This window comes from Mycobacterium sp. G7A2, assembly GCF_041902445.1.
In the GTDB taxonomy this organism is placed as follows: domain Bacteria; phylum Actinomycetota; class Actinomycetes; order Mycobacteriales; family Mycobacteriaceae; genus Mycobacterium.
The window spans coordinates 2139964-2157178 of the sequence record NZ_CP169251.1 but is presented as its reverse complement, the minus strand read 5'-3'; the positions used below and the strand labels follow the sequence as shown (position 1 = coordinate 2157178).

Below are 17215 nucleotides of genomic sequence, written 5' to 3'. Positions count from 1 at the left end.
AGCGGCCGCGCCCGACGGCCGGCCCTCAGTCGAAGGTGGGGGGTTCGGTGCGGGTGCGCTTGAGCTCCCAGAAGTGGGGGTAGGCGGCGAACGTGACCGACGCGTCCCACAGCTTGCCTGCCTCTTCGCCGCGCGGGATGCGCGAGAGGACAGGACCGAAGAACGCCACCCCGTTGACGTGGATCGTCGGGGTGCCCACGTCCTCCCCGACGGCATCCATGCCGGCGTGGTGGCTGTCGCGGAGGTCCTTGTCGTAGAACTCCGAGGTCGCCGCCTCAGCGAGCTCGGCGGGCAGGCCGACCTCGTCCAGCGACTCCTTGATGACCTGCTCGAAGTCCTTGTTGTCCTGATTGTGGATGCGGGTGCCCATGGCGGTGTACAGCGGTCCGAGCACGTCGGCCCCTTTGGCCTGCTCCGCGGCGATCGCGACACGAACCGGGCCCCAGGCCTTCTTCATCATCTCCTGGTATTCCTCGGGCAGGTCGCGGCCTTCGTTGAGCACCGCCAGGCTCATGACGTGGAAGTTCACGTCGATGTCGCGAACCTTCTCCACCTCGAGGATCCACCGTGAGGTGATCCAGCACCAGGGGCACAGCGGGTCGAACCAGAAATCGGCGCGGGACTTGCCGGACGTCCCGGACATATCGGTCATTGCGGTCCTCTCGTCGGTGGTGACGCTTCAGAACAGACTTCCGTACGGCATAACCGAGGAGGGCCGTCCGCTCTTCCCGGGTTGAGGCTAGTGTTGACGGGCGTGGCCCTTCCCAATCTGACCCGCGACCAGGCAGCCGAGCGCGCCGCTCTCATCACCGTGGACAGCTACCGCATCTCCCTGGACCTGACCGACGGTGCCGGAAAGCCGGGCGAGAAGACCTTCCGCTCGACAACCACCGTGGAGTTCGAGGCGCTCGCCGGCGCCGACACCTACATCGACCTCGCCGCCGAGACCATCCACAGCGCGACGCTCAACGGCGCAGACATCGACGTCTCGGGTTATGACGAATCCACCGGCATCCCGCTGAACGGGCTGGCCGCCCACAACGTCCTGGTCGTCGACGCGGACTGCCGCTACTCGAACACCGGCGAAGGTCTGCACCGTTTCGTCGACCCGGTCGACGACGAGGTGTACCTCTACTCACAGTTCGAAACCGCAGACGCGAAGCGGATGTTCGCGTGCTTCGACCAGCCCGACCTCAAAGCGGCATTCGATGTCACGGTCACCGCGCCGGCGCACTGGGAGGTGATCTCCAATGGCGCGACATTCGAGGTCGCCGACGACGGGGCGGCCAAGAAGCACACCTTCAAGGCCACTCCCCGCATGAGCACCTACCTGGTGGCGCTGATCGCCGGGCCCTACGCTCGCTGGGACGACGTGTACTCCGATGACCACAGCGACATCCCGCTGGGGCTCTTCTGCCGCAAGTCGTTGGCCGGCTACATGGATTCCGAGCGGCTCTTCACCGAGACCAAGCAGGGCTTCGGCTTCTACCACGCCAACTTCGGCACGCCCTATGCGTTCGGCAAGTACGACCAGCTGTTCGTGCCCGAGTTCAATGCCGGCGCGATGGAGAATGCCGGCGCCGTGACGTTCCTGGAGGATTACGTCTTCCGCTCGAAGGTGACCCGCGCGTCCTATGAGCGGCGCGCCGAGACCGTGCTGCACGAGATGGCGCACATGTGGTTCGGCGACCTGGTCACGATGGCGTGGTGGGACGATCTGTGGCTCAACGAGTCTTTCGCGACTTTCGCCTCGGTGCTGTGCCAGGCCGAGGCCACCGAATACACCCAGGCGTGGACGACGTTCGCCAACGTCGAGAAGTCGTGGGCGTACCGCCAGGACCAGCTGCCCTCGACGCACCCCGTGGCGGCGGACATCCCCGACCTGCACGCCGTCGAGGTCAACTTCGACGGCATCACCTACGCCAAGGGCGCCAGCGTGCTCAAACAGCTGGTGGCCTACGTCGGCCTGGAGGCGTTCCTGGCCGGATTGCGCGACTACTTCCGCGACCACGCGTTCGGCAACGCCACCTTCGGTGATCTGTTGGGGGCGTTGGAGAAGTCGTCGGGGCGCGACCTGTCGGGGTGGGGCCGACAGTGGCTCAAGACCACCGGATTGAACACCATCCGACCGGATTTCGACGTCGACGGCGACGGCAACTTCACCCGCTTCACGGTTGCTCAGGGCGGCGCCAAGCCGGGCGCCGGGGAGACCCGGGTGCACCGGCTGGCCGTCGGCATCTACGACGAGGACGCGTCGGGCAAGTTGGTCCGGGTGCATCGCGAGGAGCTCGACGTCGACGGACCGTCCACCGATGTCCCTGCCCTCCAGGGTGTTTCGCGCGGCAGGATGATCCTGGTCAACGACGACGACCTGACGTACTGCTCGCTGCGCCTGGACCCGGACTCGATGCAGACGGTGCTGACGCGCATCGCCGACATCGCCGAGCCGCTGCCGCGCACACTGGCGTGGTCGGCCGCCTGGGAAATGACGCGCGACGCCGAGCTGCGCGCCCGTGATTTCGTCACGCTGGTCATGAGCGGGCTGCACGCCGAGTCCGAAGTCGGTGTCGCGCAACGACTCATTCTGCAGGCGCAGACGGCGCTGGGATCCTACGCCGACCCCGGCTGGGCGGCAGAGAACGGCTGGCCGGCCTTCGGTGACGCGCTGCTGGATCTGGCGCGCGAGTCGGCGCCGGGTTCAGACCATCAGCTGGCTTTCGTCAATGCGCTGTGCACCTCGGTGCTCTCACCGAACCACGTGGCGGTGCTGGCGACGCTGCTGGACAACGAGCCCGCCGCGGTGAACCTCGCCGGCTTGGTCATCGACACCGACCTGCGCTGGCGCATCGTGACCGCGCTGGCCCGCGCCGGGGAGATCGACGCCGACGGCAGCGAGACCCCGATGATCGACGCCGAGGCCGAGACCGACCGCACCGCTGCGGGCCGCCGGCATGCGGCGGCGGCATCGGCGGCGCGGCCGCAGGAAGCGGTCAAACAGGCCGCGTGGGAGCAGGTGGTCGAGGACGACACGCTGGCCAACATCACCGCCCGCGCGATCATCGGCGGACTCGTGCAGCCCGGCCAGGCCGACCTGCTCGCTCCGTTCCGGGACCGGTATTTCGGCACGATCTCCAGCGTGTGGGAACGACGCTCCAGCGAGGTCGCCCAGACCGTGGTGGTCGGGCTCTACCCGTCGTGGGACATCAGCCAGGAGGCGTTGGACGCCGCCGATGCGTTCCTCTCCGATCCCGAGGTGCCGCCGGCCCTGCGCCGGCTGGTCCTGGAAGGCCGGGCCGGCGTCGAGCGCTCCCTGCGGGCCCGCGAATTCGACGTCACCTAGGCACCGCGAGGAAGGCACCGCGAGCGCCCGCGTCTGCCCGGCGACACGCCGGGCGCGGCGGTGCGTCAACGCGCGCTCGGCAGTGACGACTGCGCTTATGCTCCCGCCATGCCGGCCAACAACACCCGCCGGGCGCGAGCCGCACGACGGCGCAAGCGCCGGGTGGCCGCCGTCGTCAACGACCTCACCGACGACCAGTGGGCCGCCATCAAGGCCGCCTGGAACGGCTGCGCGTACTGCGGCAAGGCCGGCTCAGCCCTGCAGCGCGACTGCGTGATGGCGATTTCGCGCGGCGGGCGCTACACCGTCGACAACGTCGTCCCCGCCTGCGCGGCCTGCAACGCCAGCAAGTGCAACGACGAGGTGACCGGCTGGCTACGCCGCAAGCGCCTCGACGAGCGGCTGTTCCTGGAGCGCTACGTGCGAATCAGGGCGGAACTGGTGGCCCGGGCGTCTGGGGAGTAGCGGACCGGGGTCGTGTGCGGGACGACTTGCCGACAGTCCGTGCCGCGCACAGGTCGTGAGGCGCCTTTACGCCGGCCGCCGAACGCACGTACACCCGTGAGAGGTCCTCAACGTTGGGCCGAGGGCATGTTCGGACAGAGCTCACCCAGGGCGCCGGCGGCGTCGTTGATGTGCGTCAACACCTCGAGCATCTCGTCCGGCATTCCCGAAGACTCGCCCGCCGCGTTTTGTTGAGTAATCGCGAGCCGATCCGCCGCGGCGGCCCACTCGCTCAGATGCTGCTTGATTTCGGGTGTCTTCACAGAGTCGGCCGCGGCCTGCATCATCGCGGACATCTGCAGGTTCTGCTGGTCGACGAACTAGTCAGTCGGCCCGATAGCCCCTTGCGCCGGAGTCAAGCTTGCTACTGTCGCCTGCCACTGACGGGTTGTCTCCGCGACGACCACGCAGTCTGGCGTTCTGTCAGGCGAGGCCGGTTCGGCGATCAACCACACCGCCGCCACCACGACCGGCACGATGGCGGCGGCCGCAATCACAAACCATTTCCAGCGGCTGCGTGTGCGCCCCTGCGGATCAACCGGATTCATCGCGAACCGAGGTACGACGGGCGGGCCGAGTTCGAAGAAGCTGCCCGACGGGTCCTGGCTGGAGAGGGTGATGCGTGGTGGCACGCGCGCGGAGAGGTCATCCGGACGCACTCGGCCATGCATTGGGGCAGGTGCTGCGGAGCTGATCGGCAGTGCCATAGATGGCCTCGCCCGCCTCCATCAGCTGGGCCCGCTCGTCGGCGACCGGCGACGAAGAGTGGGTGCGCTGGATCTGAGAAAGTGCGCTGAATCCTTCTGCCCACGTGGTCAACTCGTCTCGAACCTGCGCTCCGGACACGTTGTGGGCGGCCGCCCGAACCTTCTCCGCAAACTGTGCGTTGATGTCACCGCCGGTCTGATCACGTCCGTCCATGGCGCGGAACTCTTCGCTGAGTTCTGCAACGATCTCGCAGTCCGTGGCGGTCGCAGATCCCGGTTCGCCACCGCATGAACTGATGATCATCGCGGCAACACCGCATCCTGCGCCCAATCGCAGAAGGCGGATCAAAGTCCAGCCACTCGGCACGCCTCAACCTCGCGTGTTCGTGGGCTTGTCGGCGGATGACGACGGGATCCGGGGCTGCCCCACGCCGTCACCGGTTCCGAGTTTCACGTCGCCGCCCAGGGCTTGGTACTCCGCACCGATCCCACCGATCCGGGTGGAGATCGAGCGCATGTCGGCGGCAGATCGCTCGAGAATCTCCACGATCTCTCCGGAGCCTCGGCTCACCACCGGATAGAGCATCCGCTCACCCTCGGCTGTCTGCGGGACCTCGGACGCCGCGTCGAGCACCCACTGCCGCACGCCGTCCAACTCACGCCGGCCGGCGGCCACGACCTCGGCGGACTTGTCGACCTCGGCGCGCAACTGCCGGTCCAGCCGGGCCGCTTCGCCCAACACCCCAGCCTGCTTGTCGTTGGCGTGCCCGTAGGCATCCGAACCGGGGCCGCGCCAGTGCTGACCCGGCCCGGCCCCCGCAACCTCGTCCCGCAGCTCGAGCAGCGCCGGGCTCTGGTCGTAGGCAGATCCGTCCTGTGGGGCGCCGTCGCCGAAGGCGGCCCGGGCCCTGGACCACGTCGCCAAGAAAGCGTCCAGCACCCCCACCGTCACGCTCCCTCCCCTCGACAAACGAGTCTAGGGCCGCCGAGAGGAGGGGTGAGGCGCCACTTCGCGCAGCGAGGTGAGATGCCCGGCAGTTCAGCGCGGCGAGACGCCCGCCGACAGCACCCGGATACCGCTGATCAACCCGTCGATCAGGTTGCCTTCCTGGAACGACGCTGCGGCCGCCGACACTCCCAGCGGTGCGGACTCCTCGATGCCGCGACCTTTGACCTCCGCGCCGTAGACCACCTCGATGGCCTTCTGGTTCGGCGAGACGGCCAACAACACCGCGTTGTCGGGGGTGGGCACCCGGGCCAGCAGCTCTCGCGCGGTCGCGGCGGTGTCCTCGCCCAAGTCACCGATGTAGACGGCGAAACGGGCCTTGGCGTTGCGCGACCCGAACTTCAGCGCGTTGTCCAGGATCACCAGGTCCTTGGTCGGGAACGGGTAATGGACGGACAGCTCACCGGGCTCGGTGACCCCGGAGATCCGGCCGCTGGACGTGATCGCCGAGCCGTAGGGCAGCTCCGCGAGCTCCGTGGACGTCACCCGAGAAACCTCACCACTTGCCACTTGCGCCACCTCCCACCGTCAGATGCGAACCGTGGCCGCCGTGTCCGTGGTCGGCCGGCTCGTCGGCCGCCCACAGGATCGGATCGTGCGTCCACTGTTCGGACATGTCGTACGTCGCGGGGTGCGGCCCTTTTTTGGTGAAGATGAACAGGGACAACACCGCCGCGAGCGCCAACGGAATCAGCACGAAGCTCGCGTGCAACATCGCAGTAGTGCTCACGCGGAAACGTTAACCCACCGGCCGGTCAGGCCGCGCCCTCACCCAGGTATCTCACCCAGGCCGGGTCGAGTTCCTTGATGCTCGACAGCAGCCGCCAGTGCTGCCCCTTGGGCGGCAACGGGGTGACGTGCAGCGTCCAGCCCAGTTCGGTCAACAGCTTGTCGGCCTTGCGGTGGTTGCACCCCGAACAGGCGGCCACGCAGTTCTCCCAGGAATGTGCGCCACCGCGGCTGCGCGGGATGACGTGGTCGACGGTGTCGGCCTTGCCTCCGCAGTAGGCACACCGGAACCGGTCGCGGTGCATCAGCGCGGCCCGGGTCATCGGGATGCGGGCACGGTAAGGCACCCGCACGAAGGTCCGCAGGCGGATCACCGAGGGCACCACGATGGTGCGTGTCGCCGAGTGGATCACCGGGCCGAGGGGGTCGTCGTGCACCACGTCGGCCTTGCCGCACATCACCATGATGATCGCGCGGCGCATCGGCAGCGCCGTCAGCGGTTCGTAGGTCGAGTTGAGCAACAGGACCCGTCGGCGGCCCCAGATCGAGGGCTCCGGGCTGGCGCTGACAGTGACCTCGACGCTGTGCAGCGCGCGCGGAGCGGTACCGGTTGTCGGCCCTGGAGAGCCCGTCGCGGCCCGGTGGTGCCGGTGGCCGCGACCGTTCTTGCGCTGCGCCATACGTCCTCCGACCGACAGTCCACCACGATTCCCCCCTCAGCGCACGGCAATTCCGCCTGTGTTCGCTGGTCAGTCGAATGAACATCTCGTGACCGGACGCGCTGGAGAGGGCTGAGGCGGCGATGGCCCACAATGGAGGGGATGAGTGCGCAGACACCTCCCGCCGGGCAGCAGCAGTCGTTCTACGAAGCGGTCGGCGGGCACGAGACGTTCCGCACGATCGTGAGGCGGTTCTACGAGCAGGTGCGCGAGGACGAAATCCTGCGCCCGCTCTACCCCGAGGACGACCTGGACGGCGCGGAGGAACGGCTGCGGATGTTCCTCGAGCAGTACTGGGGCGGTCCCCGTACCTATTCCGACCAGCGCGGCCACCCACGGCTGCGGATGCGCCACGCACCCTTTCGGATCGGCTTCCTGGAGCGCGACGCCTGGCTGCGATGCATGCACACCGCGGTCGCCGAGATCGACGCGCAGACCCTCGATGAGGAGCACCGACGGGAGCTGATCGCCTACCTGGAGATGGCGGCGCAGTCCATGGTGAACTCGCCGTTCTGAGAAGCGCCGGTCATCTCAGCACCACCGCCGGATCCCCGCGCCGGCGGTAGATGGTGCCGAACCGCGCGTCGACCCGCAGCCAGGCCGGAGTGGCCCGCACCCGGACCACCTCATCGGCGGCGACGGATTCGGGCGCGAACTCCGGCCCTCCGCCGGTCTGGGGCAGGAACCCCATCGACGTCAGCGCGAAGACACACCGCATCGGGATCCCGACGCTGTCCTCCCCCGCCGACACGCCGACGACTTCCTGATCGAGCAACGATGCCGGCGGGCCGTGTGCGCTCGAGTGCTCTTTGACCAGCTCGGAGCCGCGGTGGGCGAGGTCCAGCACCGCTCGGGCGGGCACGTCGTCGAGGTGGACGAACCCGGAGTCGGGCGGCAGCGCACCGCGCCACGCCGAATCCATCGGGAAGCCGGGGTCGACGTAGCCGTCACTCCCGACGGCGCCGAGCCCGCTCTGGAGCTGGTCGGCGCCGGCGCACAGGTCGGCGGGCCGGATCCGGCCGTCGACCACCCGGCTGGCCAGGACATCGAAACCGGTGGCGAACCACGCGACCACCCCGCCGGCGGGACGCGCGCGCAGCCTCACCACCGCGGCGTCGTCGAGCCGCTGCGCGCGGTCGGCGAACGTCGACAGATCTTCGCGGTCGGCGGGGTCGTCGAGCCAGATACCCCGCTCGGCCCCGGTCACCGCATCCACTGCTGCAGGTACTCCCGCTGGGTGTCCGACAACCGTTGCAGCCGCTGCTCCTGAATGTGCACCGCCGCCAGTTGCGTCGCGGCGATCACCGCGGGCCGGGAGTCCGGCGCCGCACCGACCGAGCGGACCTCGTAGCCGACGGTGAAGTCGACGGCCCGCACCCGCTTCGACCACATCGTGACCTGCAGCGGCGAATCCATCAGGCGAAGCTGGCCCTTGTAGACGATGTTCACCTCGGCGATCAGCAACCCGATCGTGGTGATCTGCTCGCCGAACGGTTCCCGCAGGAACGGGATCCGGGCCTCCTCGAGGATGGTCACCATCGTCGCGTGATTGATGTGCTGGTACATGTCGATGTCCGACCACCGCACATGCACCGGTGCGACGAAGCCGACGGGCGCCGTCACGCGGTCGACCCCGCTCCGCTGGTGCGGGTCATGCTGCGGATCTGCCGCGCCGCCACCGACAGCGTGGCCAGGTCGTGCTCACCGCTGTCGTAGAGCTCCGACAGCGTGCGGGTGGCGCGGCTGATGCGCGAGCTGTTGCTCATCTCCCATTCGGCGATCTTCTCCTCGCCGGTCTCGTCGGGCTCACCGACGGCCAGCACGTCGAAGCACAGGGCGCGCAACGAGCCGTAGATGTCGTCGCGGATCGCCAGCCGCGCCAGGGAATGCCAGCGGTCCTCACGGGACAGCCGTGACACCGCGGTGAGCAGGCTGTCGGTGTTGAGATGGTCCATCAGCGCGAAGTACGTGTCGGCGACCTCGGCAGGGTCGCGGTCGACGATGTCGGCGATGTCGATGACGTCGAGCAGGCTGAACTGGTACAGCGCCGTGGCGACGGTATAGGCCAGCTCCTGCGGTGCGCCGTCAGCGGCGAACTCGCCCGATTCCCGCTCGACGATCGCCTTGTCGTCGCCGCGCAACCATTCCGGCATCCTCGGGGTCAGCGCGGCGACCTTGTCGGCGAACCGGTTGATCTCCGCGCCCACGGCCAACGGCTGGGGGCGGTAGTTCAGCAGCCAGCGGGCCGACCGGTCGATGAGCCGGCGCAGATCCAGCGTCATCCGGTCGGTCACCGCCACTGACGCCCCCGCGGTCCCGGCGGCCATGATCTGCCGCCACACCCGGTTCAGGCCGAAGATCGCGTCGGCGGCCGCGAAGCTGCGGACGGCGTCGACCGGGGCCACCCCGACATCCTCGGAGACCCGGTAGGCGAACGAGATGCCCGACGTGTCGACCACGTCGTTGACGAGCATGGTGGCGACGATCTCGCGCCGCAGCTGATGGGAGCGGATGTCCGAGGCGAACCGGTCGCGCAGTGTCGTCGGGAAGTAGGACGGCAGCCGCGCGGCGAAGACCTCCTGGTCAGGCAGGTCGCCGGCGAGCAGGTCGTCTTTGAGGGCGAGCTTCACGTGCGCCATCAGCGTGGACAGCTCGGGAGAGGTGAGCCCGATGCCGGCCTCGGCGCGGCGGGTGATCTCCTTGTCCGACGGCAGGGCCTCGAGCTCGCGGTTGAGACCGCGCTCGGCCACCAGCTGGCGGATCATCCGAGCGTGCACCGACAGCAGGCTGGCGGCGTTGGCGCGGCTGGTGCCCATCAGGTCGTTCTGGTCCTCGTTGTCCAGCAGCACCAGGCGACCGACCTCGTCGGTCATCGACAACAGCAGCTCGGTGCGGTCCTCGGGGGCGACCTTGCCCGCGGTGACCAGCGAATCGATCAGGATCTTGATGTTGACCTCGTGGTCGGAGCAGTCCACTCCCGCGGAGTTGTCCAGGGCATCGGTGTTGATCCGGCCGCCGATCAGGTCGAACTCGACCCGGCCCAGCGACGTGACCCCGAGGTTGCCGCCCTCGCCGATCACCTTCGCCCGCACCTGGTTGGCATTGACCCGGACCGCGTCGTTGGCGCGGTCGCCGACGTCGGAGTCGGCCTCGGATTCGGCCTTGATGTAGGTGCCGATGCCGCCGTTGAACAACAGGTCGGCGGGGGCCTTGAGGATGGCTTTGATCAGTGCGGGCGGCGTCAGCTCCGAGACGCTGTCGTCGATGCCCAGCGCGGCGCGCGCTTCGGCGCTGACGGTGATGGACTTCTGCTGGCGGGTGTAGACCCCGCCGCCTTCGCTGATCAGCGACGTGTCGTAGTCCTCCCAGCTGGAGCGGGGCAGGTCGAAGAGACGCTTGCGTTCCCGCCAGGACGAGGCCGCGTCGGGGTTCGGGTCGATGAAAATGTGGCGGTGGTCGAAGGCGGCCAGCAGCCTGATGTGCTCGGAGAGCAGCATGCCGTTGCCGAACACGTCACCGCTCATGTCACCGATGCCGACCACGGTGAAGTCCTCGGACTGGGTGTCGATGCCCATCTCGCGGAAGTGCCGTTTGACCGACTCCCAGGCGCCCTTGGCGGTGATGCCCATGGCCTTGTGGTCGTAGCCCACCGAACCACCGGAGGCGAATGCGTCACCCAGCCAGAAGCCGTAGGAGATCGCGACCTCGTTGGCGATGTCGGAGAACGTCGCGGTGCCCTTGTCCGCGGCGACCACCAGATAGGCGTCGTCGCCGTCGCGACGCACCACGTCCGGGGGCGTGATGATCGCGCCGGTGGCTTTGTCGACGTTGTCGGTCACGTCGAGCAGCCCGGCGATGAACAGCCGGTAGCAGGCCACGCCCTCGTCCCGGGTCGCCTCGCGGTCGACGGCGGGGTCGCCGGTGCGCACCGGCGGCCGCTTGACGACGAACCCGCCCTTGGCGCCGACGGGGACGATGACGGCGTTCTTGACGGCCTGGGCCTTGACCAGGCCCAGGATCTCGGTCCGGAAGTCCTCCCGGCGGTCCGACCACCGCAGGCCGCCGCGGGCGACGTAGCCGAACCGCAGATGCACACCTTCCACCCGCGGCGAGTAGACGAAGATCTCGAACTTCGGCCGCGGGAGCGGTAGTTCGTCGATGACCTCCGGACTGAGCTTGAACGACAGGACGTTGCTCCCGCGCGCGGAGTCTGCGCGCTCGACGAAGTAGTTGGTGCGCAACGTGGCCTGGATCATCGACGCGAAGGCGCGCAGCACCCGGTCGGTGTCGAGGCTGACCAGCGCGTCGATGTCGGCCGACACCGCGGCCACGGCGGCCTGCGCGTCGCGCCGGTGACCGCCGTCCTCGGCGTGCTCGGTCGGGCAGAACAGCGCTTCGAACAACACCATCAGGGACCGCGCGGTGGCGGCGTTGTCGTTGAGCACCTCGGCGATACGCGTCTGGCTGTACGGGAAGCCGGCCTGCTTGAGGTACTTGGCGTAGGCCCGCAACACGGCCACCTGCTGCCAGTTCAGTTCGGCGCGCAACACCAACTCGTTGAAGCGGTCGATCTCGGCGTTGCCGTGCCAGATCGCGGTGACCGCGTCGGCGAAGCGCTCGGCGGTTGCCTCCCGCTCGGGGCCGGGCGGGGCCTGCGGGATGTCGGGGTGCGGCGAGACCTTGAACTGGTAGATCCACACCTGCATGCCGTCGGGCCGGGTCACGGTGAAGGGGCGCTCCTCGAGCACCACGACCCCCATGGACTGCAGCATGGGCAGCAGCTGGCTCAGTGAGGCCGACTGCCCGGCCAGGTACCACATCAGGTGCGAGACGCCGCTCTCGTCGCTGTCGGAGAGCACCAGCTTGACCGCGTCGTCCTCGAGTTCCTCGATGATCGCGATGTCCGACAGTGCGCTCAGCGGGGAGATGGCCTGCTTGTACACCTCGGAGAACGCACCGGCGTAGTGCTCGGCGGTGACCTGGTCGATCGAGCCGGCTTTGACCGCACCCAGCAACCGGTCTCCCCAGGTGCGCGCGGCCTCGGTCAGCAGGTCCTGGATGCGGTTCTGCGCGGTCTCGGACACGTCGATGTCCTGCAGCCGCGAACCTTCGGGCAGGCGGACGGTGAAATGCACCACCGCCCAAGGCGATTCGCTGACCCGCGCGGCGTAGTCGATGCTGACGCCGCCGAGCTCGCGGACCAGGATGTCCTGCATCTCCAGTCGCACCACGGTGGTGTAACGGTCACGCGGCAGATACACCAGGCAGGACACAAAGTGCGCGAGCGGGTCGGCCCGCATGAACAGCAGGGTGCGGCGGCGCGAGCCGAGGTCGACCACCGCCATGGCCATGTCGAGCAGACCGCGGGCGTCGAGCGCGAACAGCTCGGCGCGCGGAATCGTCTGGATGATGTCGAGCAGCAGCTGGCCGGGGTGGCTCGGGTCGCGGTGCGCCAGCGCCAACGCGTCGTTCACCCGGCGCGACACCAGCGGGATGTCGAGCACGTTGGCGTTCATCGCCGCGACGGTGAACAGTCCGACGAACCGGTGCTCGACGGCTTCGGCGCCGTCCTCGCCGGCCGGCCAGGGCTGTTCCCGGACGACGACGATCTGCGGATAGGCGCCGTAGCGCAGGAAGCTGGGGATGGTGGCCTGCGCCAACGCCAGGATCTCCCCGCCTGCGGTCAGCTGCGGCAGCACATCGTCGCGCAGCCGCAGCACGCCCAGGCGGCTTCCCGCGTCGATCGTCGCCTCGCCGCCGCGCACGGTGCAGCGCTGATAGCCGAGAAGCACGAAGTGCCCGTCGGCCAGCCACCGCAGCAGTGCGGCGACGTCCTTGCGGTCCGCGCTCGGGAACCGTCGCCCGGTGTCGCTGTCGAGTTCGGCGGCCAGGCCACGCAGTGTCGCGGCCATGTCCGCGGAGTCGACGGCGATCTGGCGCGCGTCGGCGAGCGCGCCCGGCAGCAGCCGCTCGGCCTCCTCGATGGCGCGCCGGTCGGCCGACGCGGACAGCTCGACGTGCACCCAGGTCTCGTCGATGCCGTCGCTGAACTCGGCCTTGGACGCGGGGGCGATGTCGAGCAGTTCACCGTCCGACCCGCGACGTACGCGGAACAGCGGATTCATGATCGCGCTGTAGGCCACGCCGAGGCGGTGCAGCAGCACCGTCACCGAATCCATCAGCAGCGTGGCGTTGTCGGTGACGATCTGCAGCGCCGGACCGAAACCGCCGGGGTCGTCGGGCCCGTATACCGCGACCCGGGTGGTGCCGGCCGGCCTTTGCCGACCGAGCCGGTACTGGGCTTCGACCAAGGCCGGGTCGGGCACCGCCCCGGCCGCCGGCCGACTCATCGGGCCGGTGACCGCGGCCTCGGACCCCGGTGCGCCGCCATGCGGCCCCCGGTAGGTCTCGAGGTACGCGGGCGCCAGCCGTTCGACGACCTGTGAGGTCGCGTCGTCATCAACCTGGCCGCCGATCGCGCCTGGATTCAACGACATTCGCCGCTCCTGACTCGCACGTGCGCACCGGCCCCCGTTGGCTGTAACCGGCCGTCGCCGAGGATGGCGGTTACGTGGTGCGCTCCGACGAGACTAGTCCCGTGTGAGCTTGCGGTGGGTCACCCGGTGCGGACGAGCCGCGTCAGCGCCGAGCCGTTCGATCTTGTTCTCCTCGTATCCACCGAAGTTGCCCTCGAACCAGAACCACTTCGCCTCGTTGTCGGCGTCACCCTCCCACGCCAGAATGTGGGTGCAGGTGCGGTCCAGGAACCACCGGTCGTGGCTGATCACCACCGCGCACCCGGGAAAGTTCGTCAGCGCGTTCTCCAGCGAGCTCAGGGTTTCGACGTCGAGGTCGTTGGTCGGCTCGTCGAGCAGGATCAGGTTGCCGCCCTCCTTGAGGGTCAGCGCGAGATTGAGCCGGTTGCGCTCACCACCGGAGAGCACACCGGCAGGCTTCTGCTGGTCGGGGCCTTTGAACCCGAACGCCGACACGTAGGCCCGCGAGGGGACCTCGTTCTGACCGACCTCGATGTAGTCCAGCCCGTCGGAGACCACTTCCCACACGGTCTTGTTCGGGTCGATTCCGCCGCGGGTCTGGTCGACGTAGCTCAGTTTGACGGTTTCGCCGACTTTGACCGTGCCGCTGTCGGGCTGTTCGAGACCGACGATCGTCTTGAACAGCGTGGTCTTGCCGACGCCGTTGGGCCCGATGACGCCGACGATGCCGTTGCGCGGCAGCGTGAAGGACAGGTCCTTGATGAGCTGTCGACCCTCGAAGCCCTTGTCGAGGTGTTCGACCTCGACCACGACGTTGCCCAGCCGCGGGCCGGTCGGGATCTGGATCTCCTCGAAGTCGAGCTTGCGGGTCTTCTCCGCCTCGGCTGCCATCTCCTCGTAGCGCTGCAGGCGGGCTTTGTTCTTGGCCTGACGCGCTTTGGCGCCGGACCGGACCCATTCCAGCTCGTCTTTGAGCCGCTTCTGCAGCTTGGCGTCCTTGCGCCCCGCCACGGCGATGCGCTCGGCCTTCTTCTCCAGGTAGGTGGAGTAGTTGCCCTCGTAGGGGTAGGCCCGGCCACGGTCCAGCTCGAGGATCCATTCGGCCACGTTGTCCAGGAAGTAGCGGTCGTGGGTGACGGCCAGGATCGCACCCTTGTAGTCGGCCAGGTGCTGTTCGAGCCAGAGCACGCTCTCGGCGTCGAGGTGGTTGGTCGGCTCGTCGAGCAGCAACAGATCCGGTTTGGACAGCAACAGCTTGCACAGCGCCACGCGGCGCTTCTCGCCGCCGGACAGGTGGGTCACCGGCTCGTCGGGCGGCGGGCAGCGCAACGCGTCCATCGCCTGTTCGAGCTGGGAGTCGATGTCCCACGCGTCGGCGGCGTCGAGCTCCTCCTGAAGCTTGCCCATTTCTTCCATGAGCTCGTCGGAGTAGTCGGTAGCCATCAGTTCGGCGACCTCGTTGTACCGGTTGAGCTTGCCTTTGATGGCTACGCCGTCCTCGACGTTCTCGCGCACCGTCTTGGTCTCGTCGAGCTGGGGCTCCTGCTGCAGGATGCCGACACTCGCGCCGGGCTGCAGGAACGCGTCGCCGTTGTTGGGCTGATCGAGTCCGGCCATGATCCGCAAGACGCTCGACTTACCGGCCCCGTTGGGACCGACGACGCCGATCTTCGCGCCCGGAAGGAAGTTCAGCGTGACGTCGTCAAGGATGACCTTGTCGCCGTGCGCCTTGCGGACCTTCCGCATCGTGTAGATGAATTCGGCCATATGCCTGTGATGTCGCCTTTCTCGATCCCGCGGTCGTGCTGCGGGATCATCTTGGACCTCCGCGGTAGTCGGGCCCCATCCTAGGCGTGACCGTCGGCGCCGTTACCGGCGCTACGCGGTCAGCAGCGACTCGTCGTCGTCGGTGCCGTCCGCAGCCACGGCGTCGACCTCATCAGGGTCGACGCCATCGGTCACGGCCGCAGCGGTGAGCTGCGACGCGGTGTCCGACGGCACCGCCTGCTCGCCCGACTCGGCGGAGGATTCGGGATGGCGGCGCTTGTCGATTCGCACGATGCAGCGCGCCACGTCCGGCCCCACCGAGGTGGCCCGTATCTCCAGCGAGGACCGCCGGTTGCCGTCGCGGTCCTCGTACTCGCTGGTGTAGACGTGTCCAACAACGATGACCGCGTCTCCCTTCCCGAGCGCGGCCCCGACGCCGGTCACCAGTCGGCCCCAGCAGTTCACGGTCGCATACAGCGAGTTGCCCGCTTCCCAGGCGCCGTCGGCGGTGCGCCGGCGCGAGTTGCTGGCCACCCGGAACTTGATGAGTTCCTGGTCACCCACCCAGCGGCGGTCCGGCCTGGTGACGATGGTGCCCACGACGGTGATCGGTGTCTCGAACATGGCGGTCCCTCTTTCATTTCTCTGGCATCGGGTCGGGCACGGCGCCCGGCCCGTCGGTCACACCGCCATTGACCTCCCGACCTCCGACACCGCGCACCGCGGCAACCCGCTCAGCAGCGTGTCGTGTGGATCAATCGGGCATTGGGGACAACCGCCGAATAGGTTGAGCCGATGACATCGGCTTCGGGCCATGAGCGGCCGGTCCTGCGCGTGTCGGTGGCGGGCCGGGTCAGCGCAGAAACACTTCGCGCGCTACGCAACGACCAGGATCTCCATCTCGTCGGCGCAACCCCGCCCGCCGATGTGGTGGTGGCACCGGCGGCCGAAAGTGACCTCTCGCGGCTCGCCACGATCGTGCCGACACCCGCAGCACTGGGCGAAGCGCTGGCGGTCGGCGCCGACACCCTCGGCCTGGCCAACCGGGTGCTGACGACGCTGGCCCGCGCGGCCGGCGGTGCGTCGTGGCCGGCTGACGTGCGGTTGGCCGCTCCCCCGGTTCCGCGGCTCGGGACCGCTCCGACAGTGACCCAGGCGGTCGTCGCGGCGCTGGGCCCGCCGGGAGCGCGGTGGGCGGCCGTCGACGCCGGAGCCGAGGCGGTCCTGGAAGATCACCCAGGCGGGGTGGACGCGACGGTGGCGGCCTTCACGACGCCGGTGTCAGGAGGATGCGCGGTGTCGCTCGCGGCCGCCGCCGGCAGACCCGCGCTGACCGTGGCGGCTCGCGCGTTCGAGGACGCCATCGCCTGCGACATCGCCGCTGCGCTCACGTCACAGCCGGCGATCGAGGCGGTATGGCCGCTGGCCGGCGCCGGCGTGGTGGAGCTGGTGGTGTTCGGCGCGCATCTGCGCGGCGGGGCGCTGAGTCACCAGCTGACCGATCTCGGCGCCCGGTGGGCCGGCGACCTGACCACCTCGCCGCGCTACCGCATGACGGTGTTGCCGACCGTTCCGGCGAAGCCGGCCGTGGTCCGCGTCGCCGAGGGCGAGTCGGGGGCGGCGTTGCACGGCCAGCGCTGGCTGATGTCGGCAGCCGCACTGGGACGGTTCCTCGCGGCGCTGCCACCGCCCATGCAGTTGGGCAAGGTGGAGTTCGACGACGGCAGCTGGCGCACCGCGTTCGGATGTGACGGCGCTGCCGCCACCGGCCGCGACATCAGTGCGCACGGGAGTTGGCCGGCCGCGGTGGCGGCGGGTGCGGTGTCGGAAAACGGGTCGGCCGTGGCGTCAACTACCACCCCGCGGTCGGGACGATAAACGATCTGCTGCATCGGCGCCGCCAGGCCGACCCGTGCCCTCAACGCTATCACCACAAATGAATATCT

General features: G+C 68.7%; 17 protein-coding genes. 4 read left to right on the top strand and 13 right to left on the bottom strand.

From position 1 onward, the window contains the following. Nucleotides 1-25: 25 nt before the first annotated feature. On the bottom strand, nucleotides 26-643 hold the full coding sequence (locus ACEWX3_RS10490) for a DsbA family protein (protein WP_207067899.1): 618 nt from the start codon (nucleotides 641-643) through the stop codon (nucleotides 26-28). A 111-nt stretch (nucleotides 644-754) separates the two neighbouring features. Here ACEWX3_RS10490 and pepN point away from each other — a divergent pair, with 111 nt between their 5' ends. Together pepN and ACEWX3_RS10480 are read left to right on the top strand one after the other, a co-directional pair. Further along, nucleotides 755-3340, top strand: coding sequence for an aminopeptidase N (pepN, locus tag ACEWX3_RS10485; protein WP_374159374.1), 2586 nt, complete (start codon nucleotides 755-757; stop codon nucleotides 3338-3340). A 108-nt stretch (nucleotides 3341-3448) separates the two neighbouring features. Beyond that, nucleotides 3449-3805: an HNH endonuclease gene (locus ACEWX3_RS10480; RefSeq protein WP_374159373.1), complete on the top strand. Its 357-nt coding sequence runs from the start codon at nucleotides 3449-3451 to the stop codon at nucleotides 3803-3805. A 107-nt stretch (nucleotides 3806-3912) separates the two neighbouring features. Here the strand turns inward: ACEWX3_RS10480 and ACEWX3_RS10475 are convergent, their stop codons facing one another. The 7 genes from ACEWX3_RS10475 to ACEWX3_RS10445 form a co-directional block, all read right to left on the bottom strand. Next, the gene (locus tag ACEWX3_RS10475) at nucleotides 3913-4140 is read right to left on the bottom strand and encodes a hypothetical protein (RefSeq protein WP_374159372.1); all 228 of its coding nucleotides are present in this window, start codon (nucleotides 4138-4140) and stop codon (nucleotides 3913-3915) included. A gap of 24 nt (nucleotides 4141-4164) precedes the next feature. Further along, entirely contained in the window at nucleotides 4165-4503 is a 339-nt protein-coding gene (locus ACEWX3_RS10470) for a hypothetical protein (protein ID WP_374159371.1), read from the bottom strand. Further along, entirely contained in the window at nucleotides 4490-4855 is a 366-nt protein-coding gene (locus ACEWX3_RS10465; RefSeq protein ID WP_221360135.1) for a hypothetical protein, read from the bottom strand. The genes ACEWX3_RS10470 and ACEWX3_RS10465 overlap by 14 nt, the downstream gene beginning before the upstream one ends. A 66-nt stretch (nucleotides 4856-4921) precedes the next feature. After that, on the bottom strand, nucleotides 4922-5503 hold the full coding sequence (locus tag ACEWX3_RS10460) for an EspA/EspE family type VII secretion system effector (RefSeq protein ID WP_374159370.1): 582 nt from the start codon (nucleotides 5501-5503) through the stop codon (nucleotides 4922-4924). Between the two features lie 87 nt (nucleotides 5504-5590). Beyond that, nucleotides 5591-6067, bottom strand: coding sequence for a DUF5130 domain-containing protein (locus tag ACEWX3_RS10455; protein ID WP_207067888.1), 477 nt, complete (start codon nucleotides 6065-6067; stop codon nucleotides 5591-5593). Then, nucleotides 6054-6272: a hypothetical protein gene (locus ACEWX3_RS10450; protein ID WP_152519799.1), complete on the bottom strand. Its 219-nt coding sequence runs from the start codon at nucleotides 6270-6272 to the stop codon at nucleotides 6054-6056. The genes ACEWX3_RS10455 and ACEWX3_RS10450 overlap by 14 nt, the downstream gene beginning before the upstream one ends. Before the next feature lie 40 nt (nucleotides 6273-6312). Beyond that, the gene (locus tag ACEWX3_RS10445) at nucleotides 6313-6966 is read right to left on the bottom strand and encodes an HNH endonuclease (protein ID WP_221360137.1); all 654 of its coding nucleotides are present in this window, start codon (nucleotides 6964-6966) and stop codon (nucleotides 6313-6315) included. A gap of 132 nt (nucleotides 6967-7098) precedes the next feature. Between ACEWX3_RS10445 and ACEWX3_RS10440 the strand changes: the two genes are divergently transcribed. Further along, nucleotides 7099-7521 (top strand): globin, encoded by a 423-nt coding sequence (locus ACEWX3_RS10440; protein WP_221360138.1) that lies wholly within the window; start codon nucleotides 7099-7101, stop codon nucleotides 7519-7521. A gap of 10 nt (nucleotides 7522-7531) precedes the next feature. On the opposite strand, the gene ACEWX3_RS10435 is transcribed toward ACEWX3_RS10440, so the two are convergent. The 5 genes from ACEWX3_RS10435 to ACEWX3_RS10415 all read right to left on the bottom strand — a co-directional run bounded on the left by ACEWX3_RS10435 (nucleotide 7532) and on the right by ACEWX3_RS10415 (nucleotide 15893). Further along, a complete protein-coding gene (locus ACEWX3_RS10435; RefSeq protein WP_207067900.1) occupies nucleotides 7532-8212 on the bottom strand; it encodes a hypothetical protein in 681 nt (226 codons plus the stop codon). Next, nucleotides 8209-8628: a thioesterase family protein gene (locus ACEWX3_RS10430; protein WP_207067891.1), complete on the bottom strand. Its 420-nt coding sequence runs from the start codon at nucleotides 8626-8628 to the stop codon at nucleotides 8209-8211. The genes ACEWX3_RS10435 and ACEWX3_RS10430 overlap by 4 nt, the downstream gene beginning before the upstream one ends. Then, nucleotides 8625-13502 carry an NAD-glutamate dehydrogenase gene (locus ACEWX3_RS10425; RefSeq protein ID WP_374159369.1) on the bottom strand — a complete coding sequence of 1626 codons (4878 nt, stop codon included), beginning with the start codon at nucleotides 13500-13502 and terminating at the stop codon, nucleotides 8625-8627. The genes ACEWX3_RS10430 and ACEWX3_RS10425 overlap by 4 nt, the downstream gene beginning before the upstream one ends. A gap of 93 nt (nucleotides 13503-13595) precedes the next feature. Continuing rightward, complete coding sequence (gene ettA / locus ACEWX3_RS10420) at nucleotides 13596-15269, bottom strand: energy-dependent translational throttle protein EttA (protein ID WP_152517886.1); 1674 nt, start codon at nucleotides 15267-15269, stop codon at nucleotides 13596-13598. A 111-nt stretch (nucleotides 15270-15380) separates the two neighbouring features. After that, nucleotides 15381-15893 (bottom strand): single-stranded DNA-binding protein, encoded by a 513-nt coding sequence (locus ACEWX3_RS10415; protein WP_374159368.1) that lies wholly within the window; start codon nucleotides 15891-15893, stop codon nucleotides 15381-15383. Nucleotides 15894-16064: 171 nt separating this feature from the next. Here ACEWX3_RS10415 and ACEWX3_RS10410 point away from each other — a divergent pair, with 171 nt between their 5' ends. Beyond that, nucleotides 16065-17147, top strand: coding sequence for a hypothetical protein (locus ACEWX3_RS10410; protein WP_374159367.1), 1083 nt, complete (start codon nucleotides 16065-16067; stop codon nucleotides 17145-17147). Nucleotides 17148-17215 lie beyond the last annotated feature (68 nt).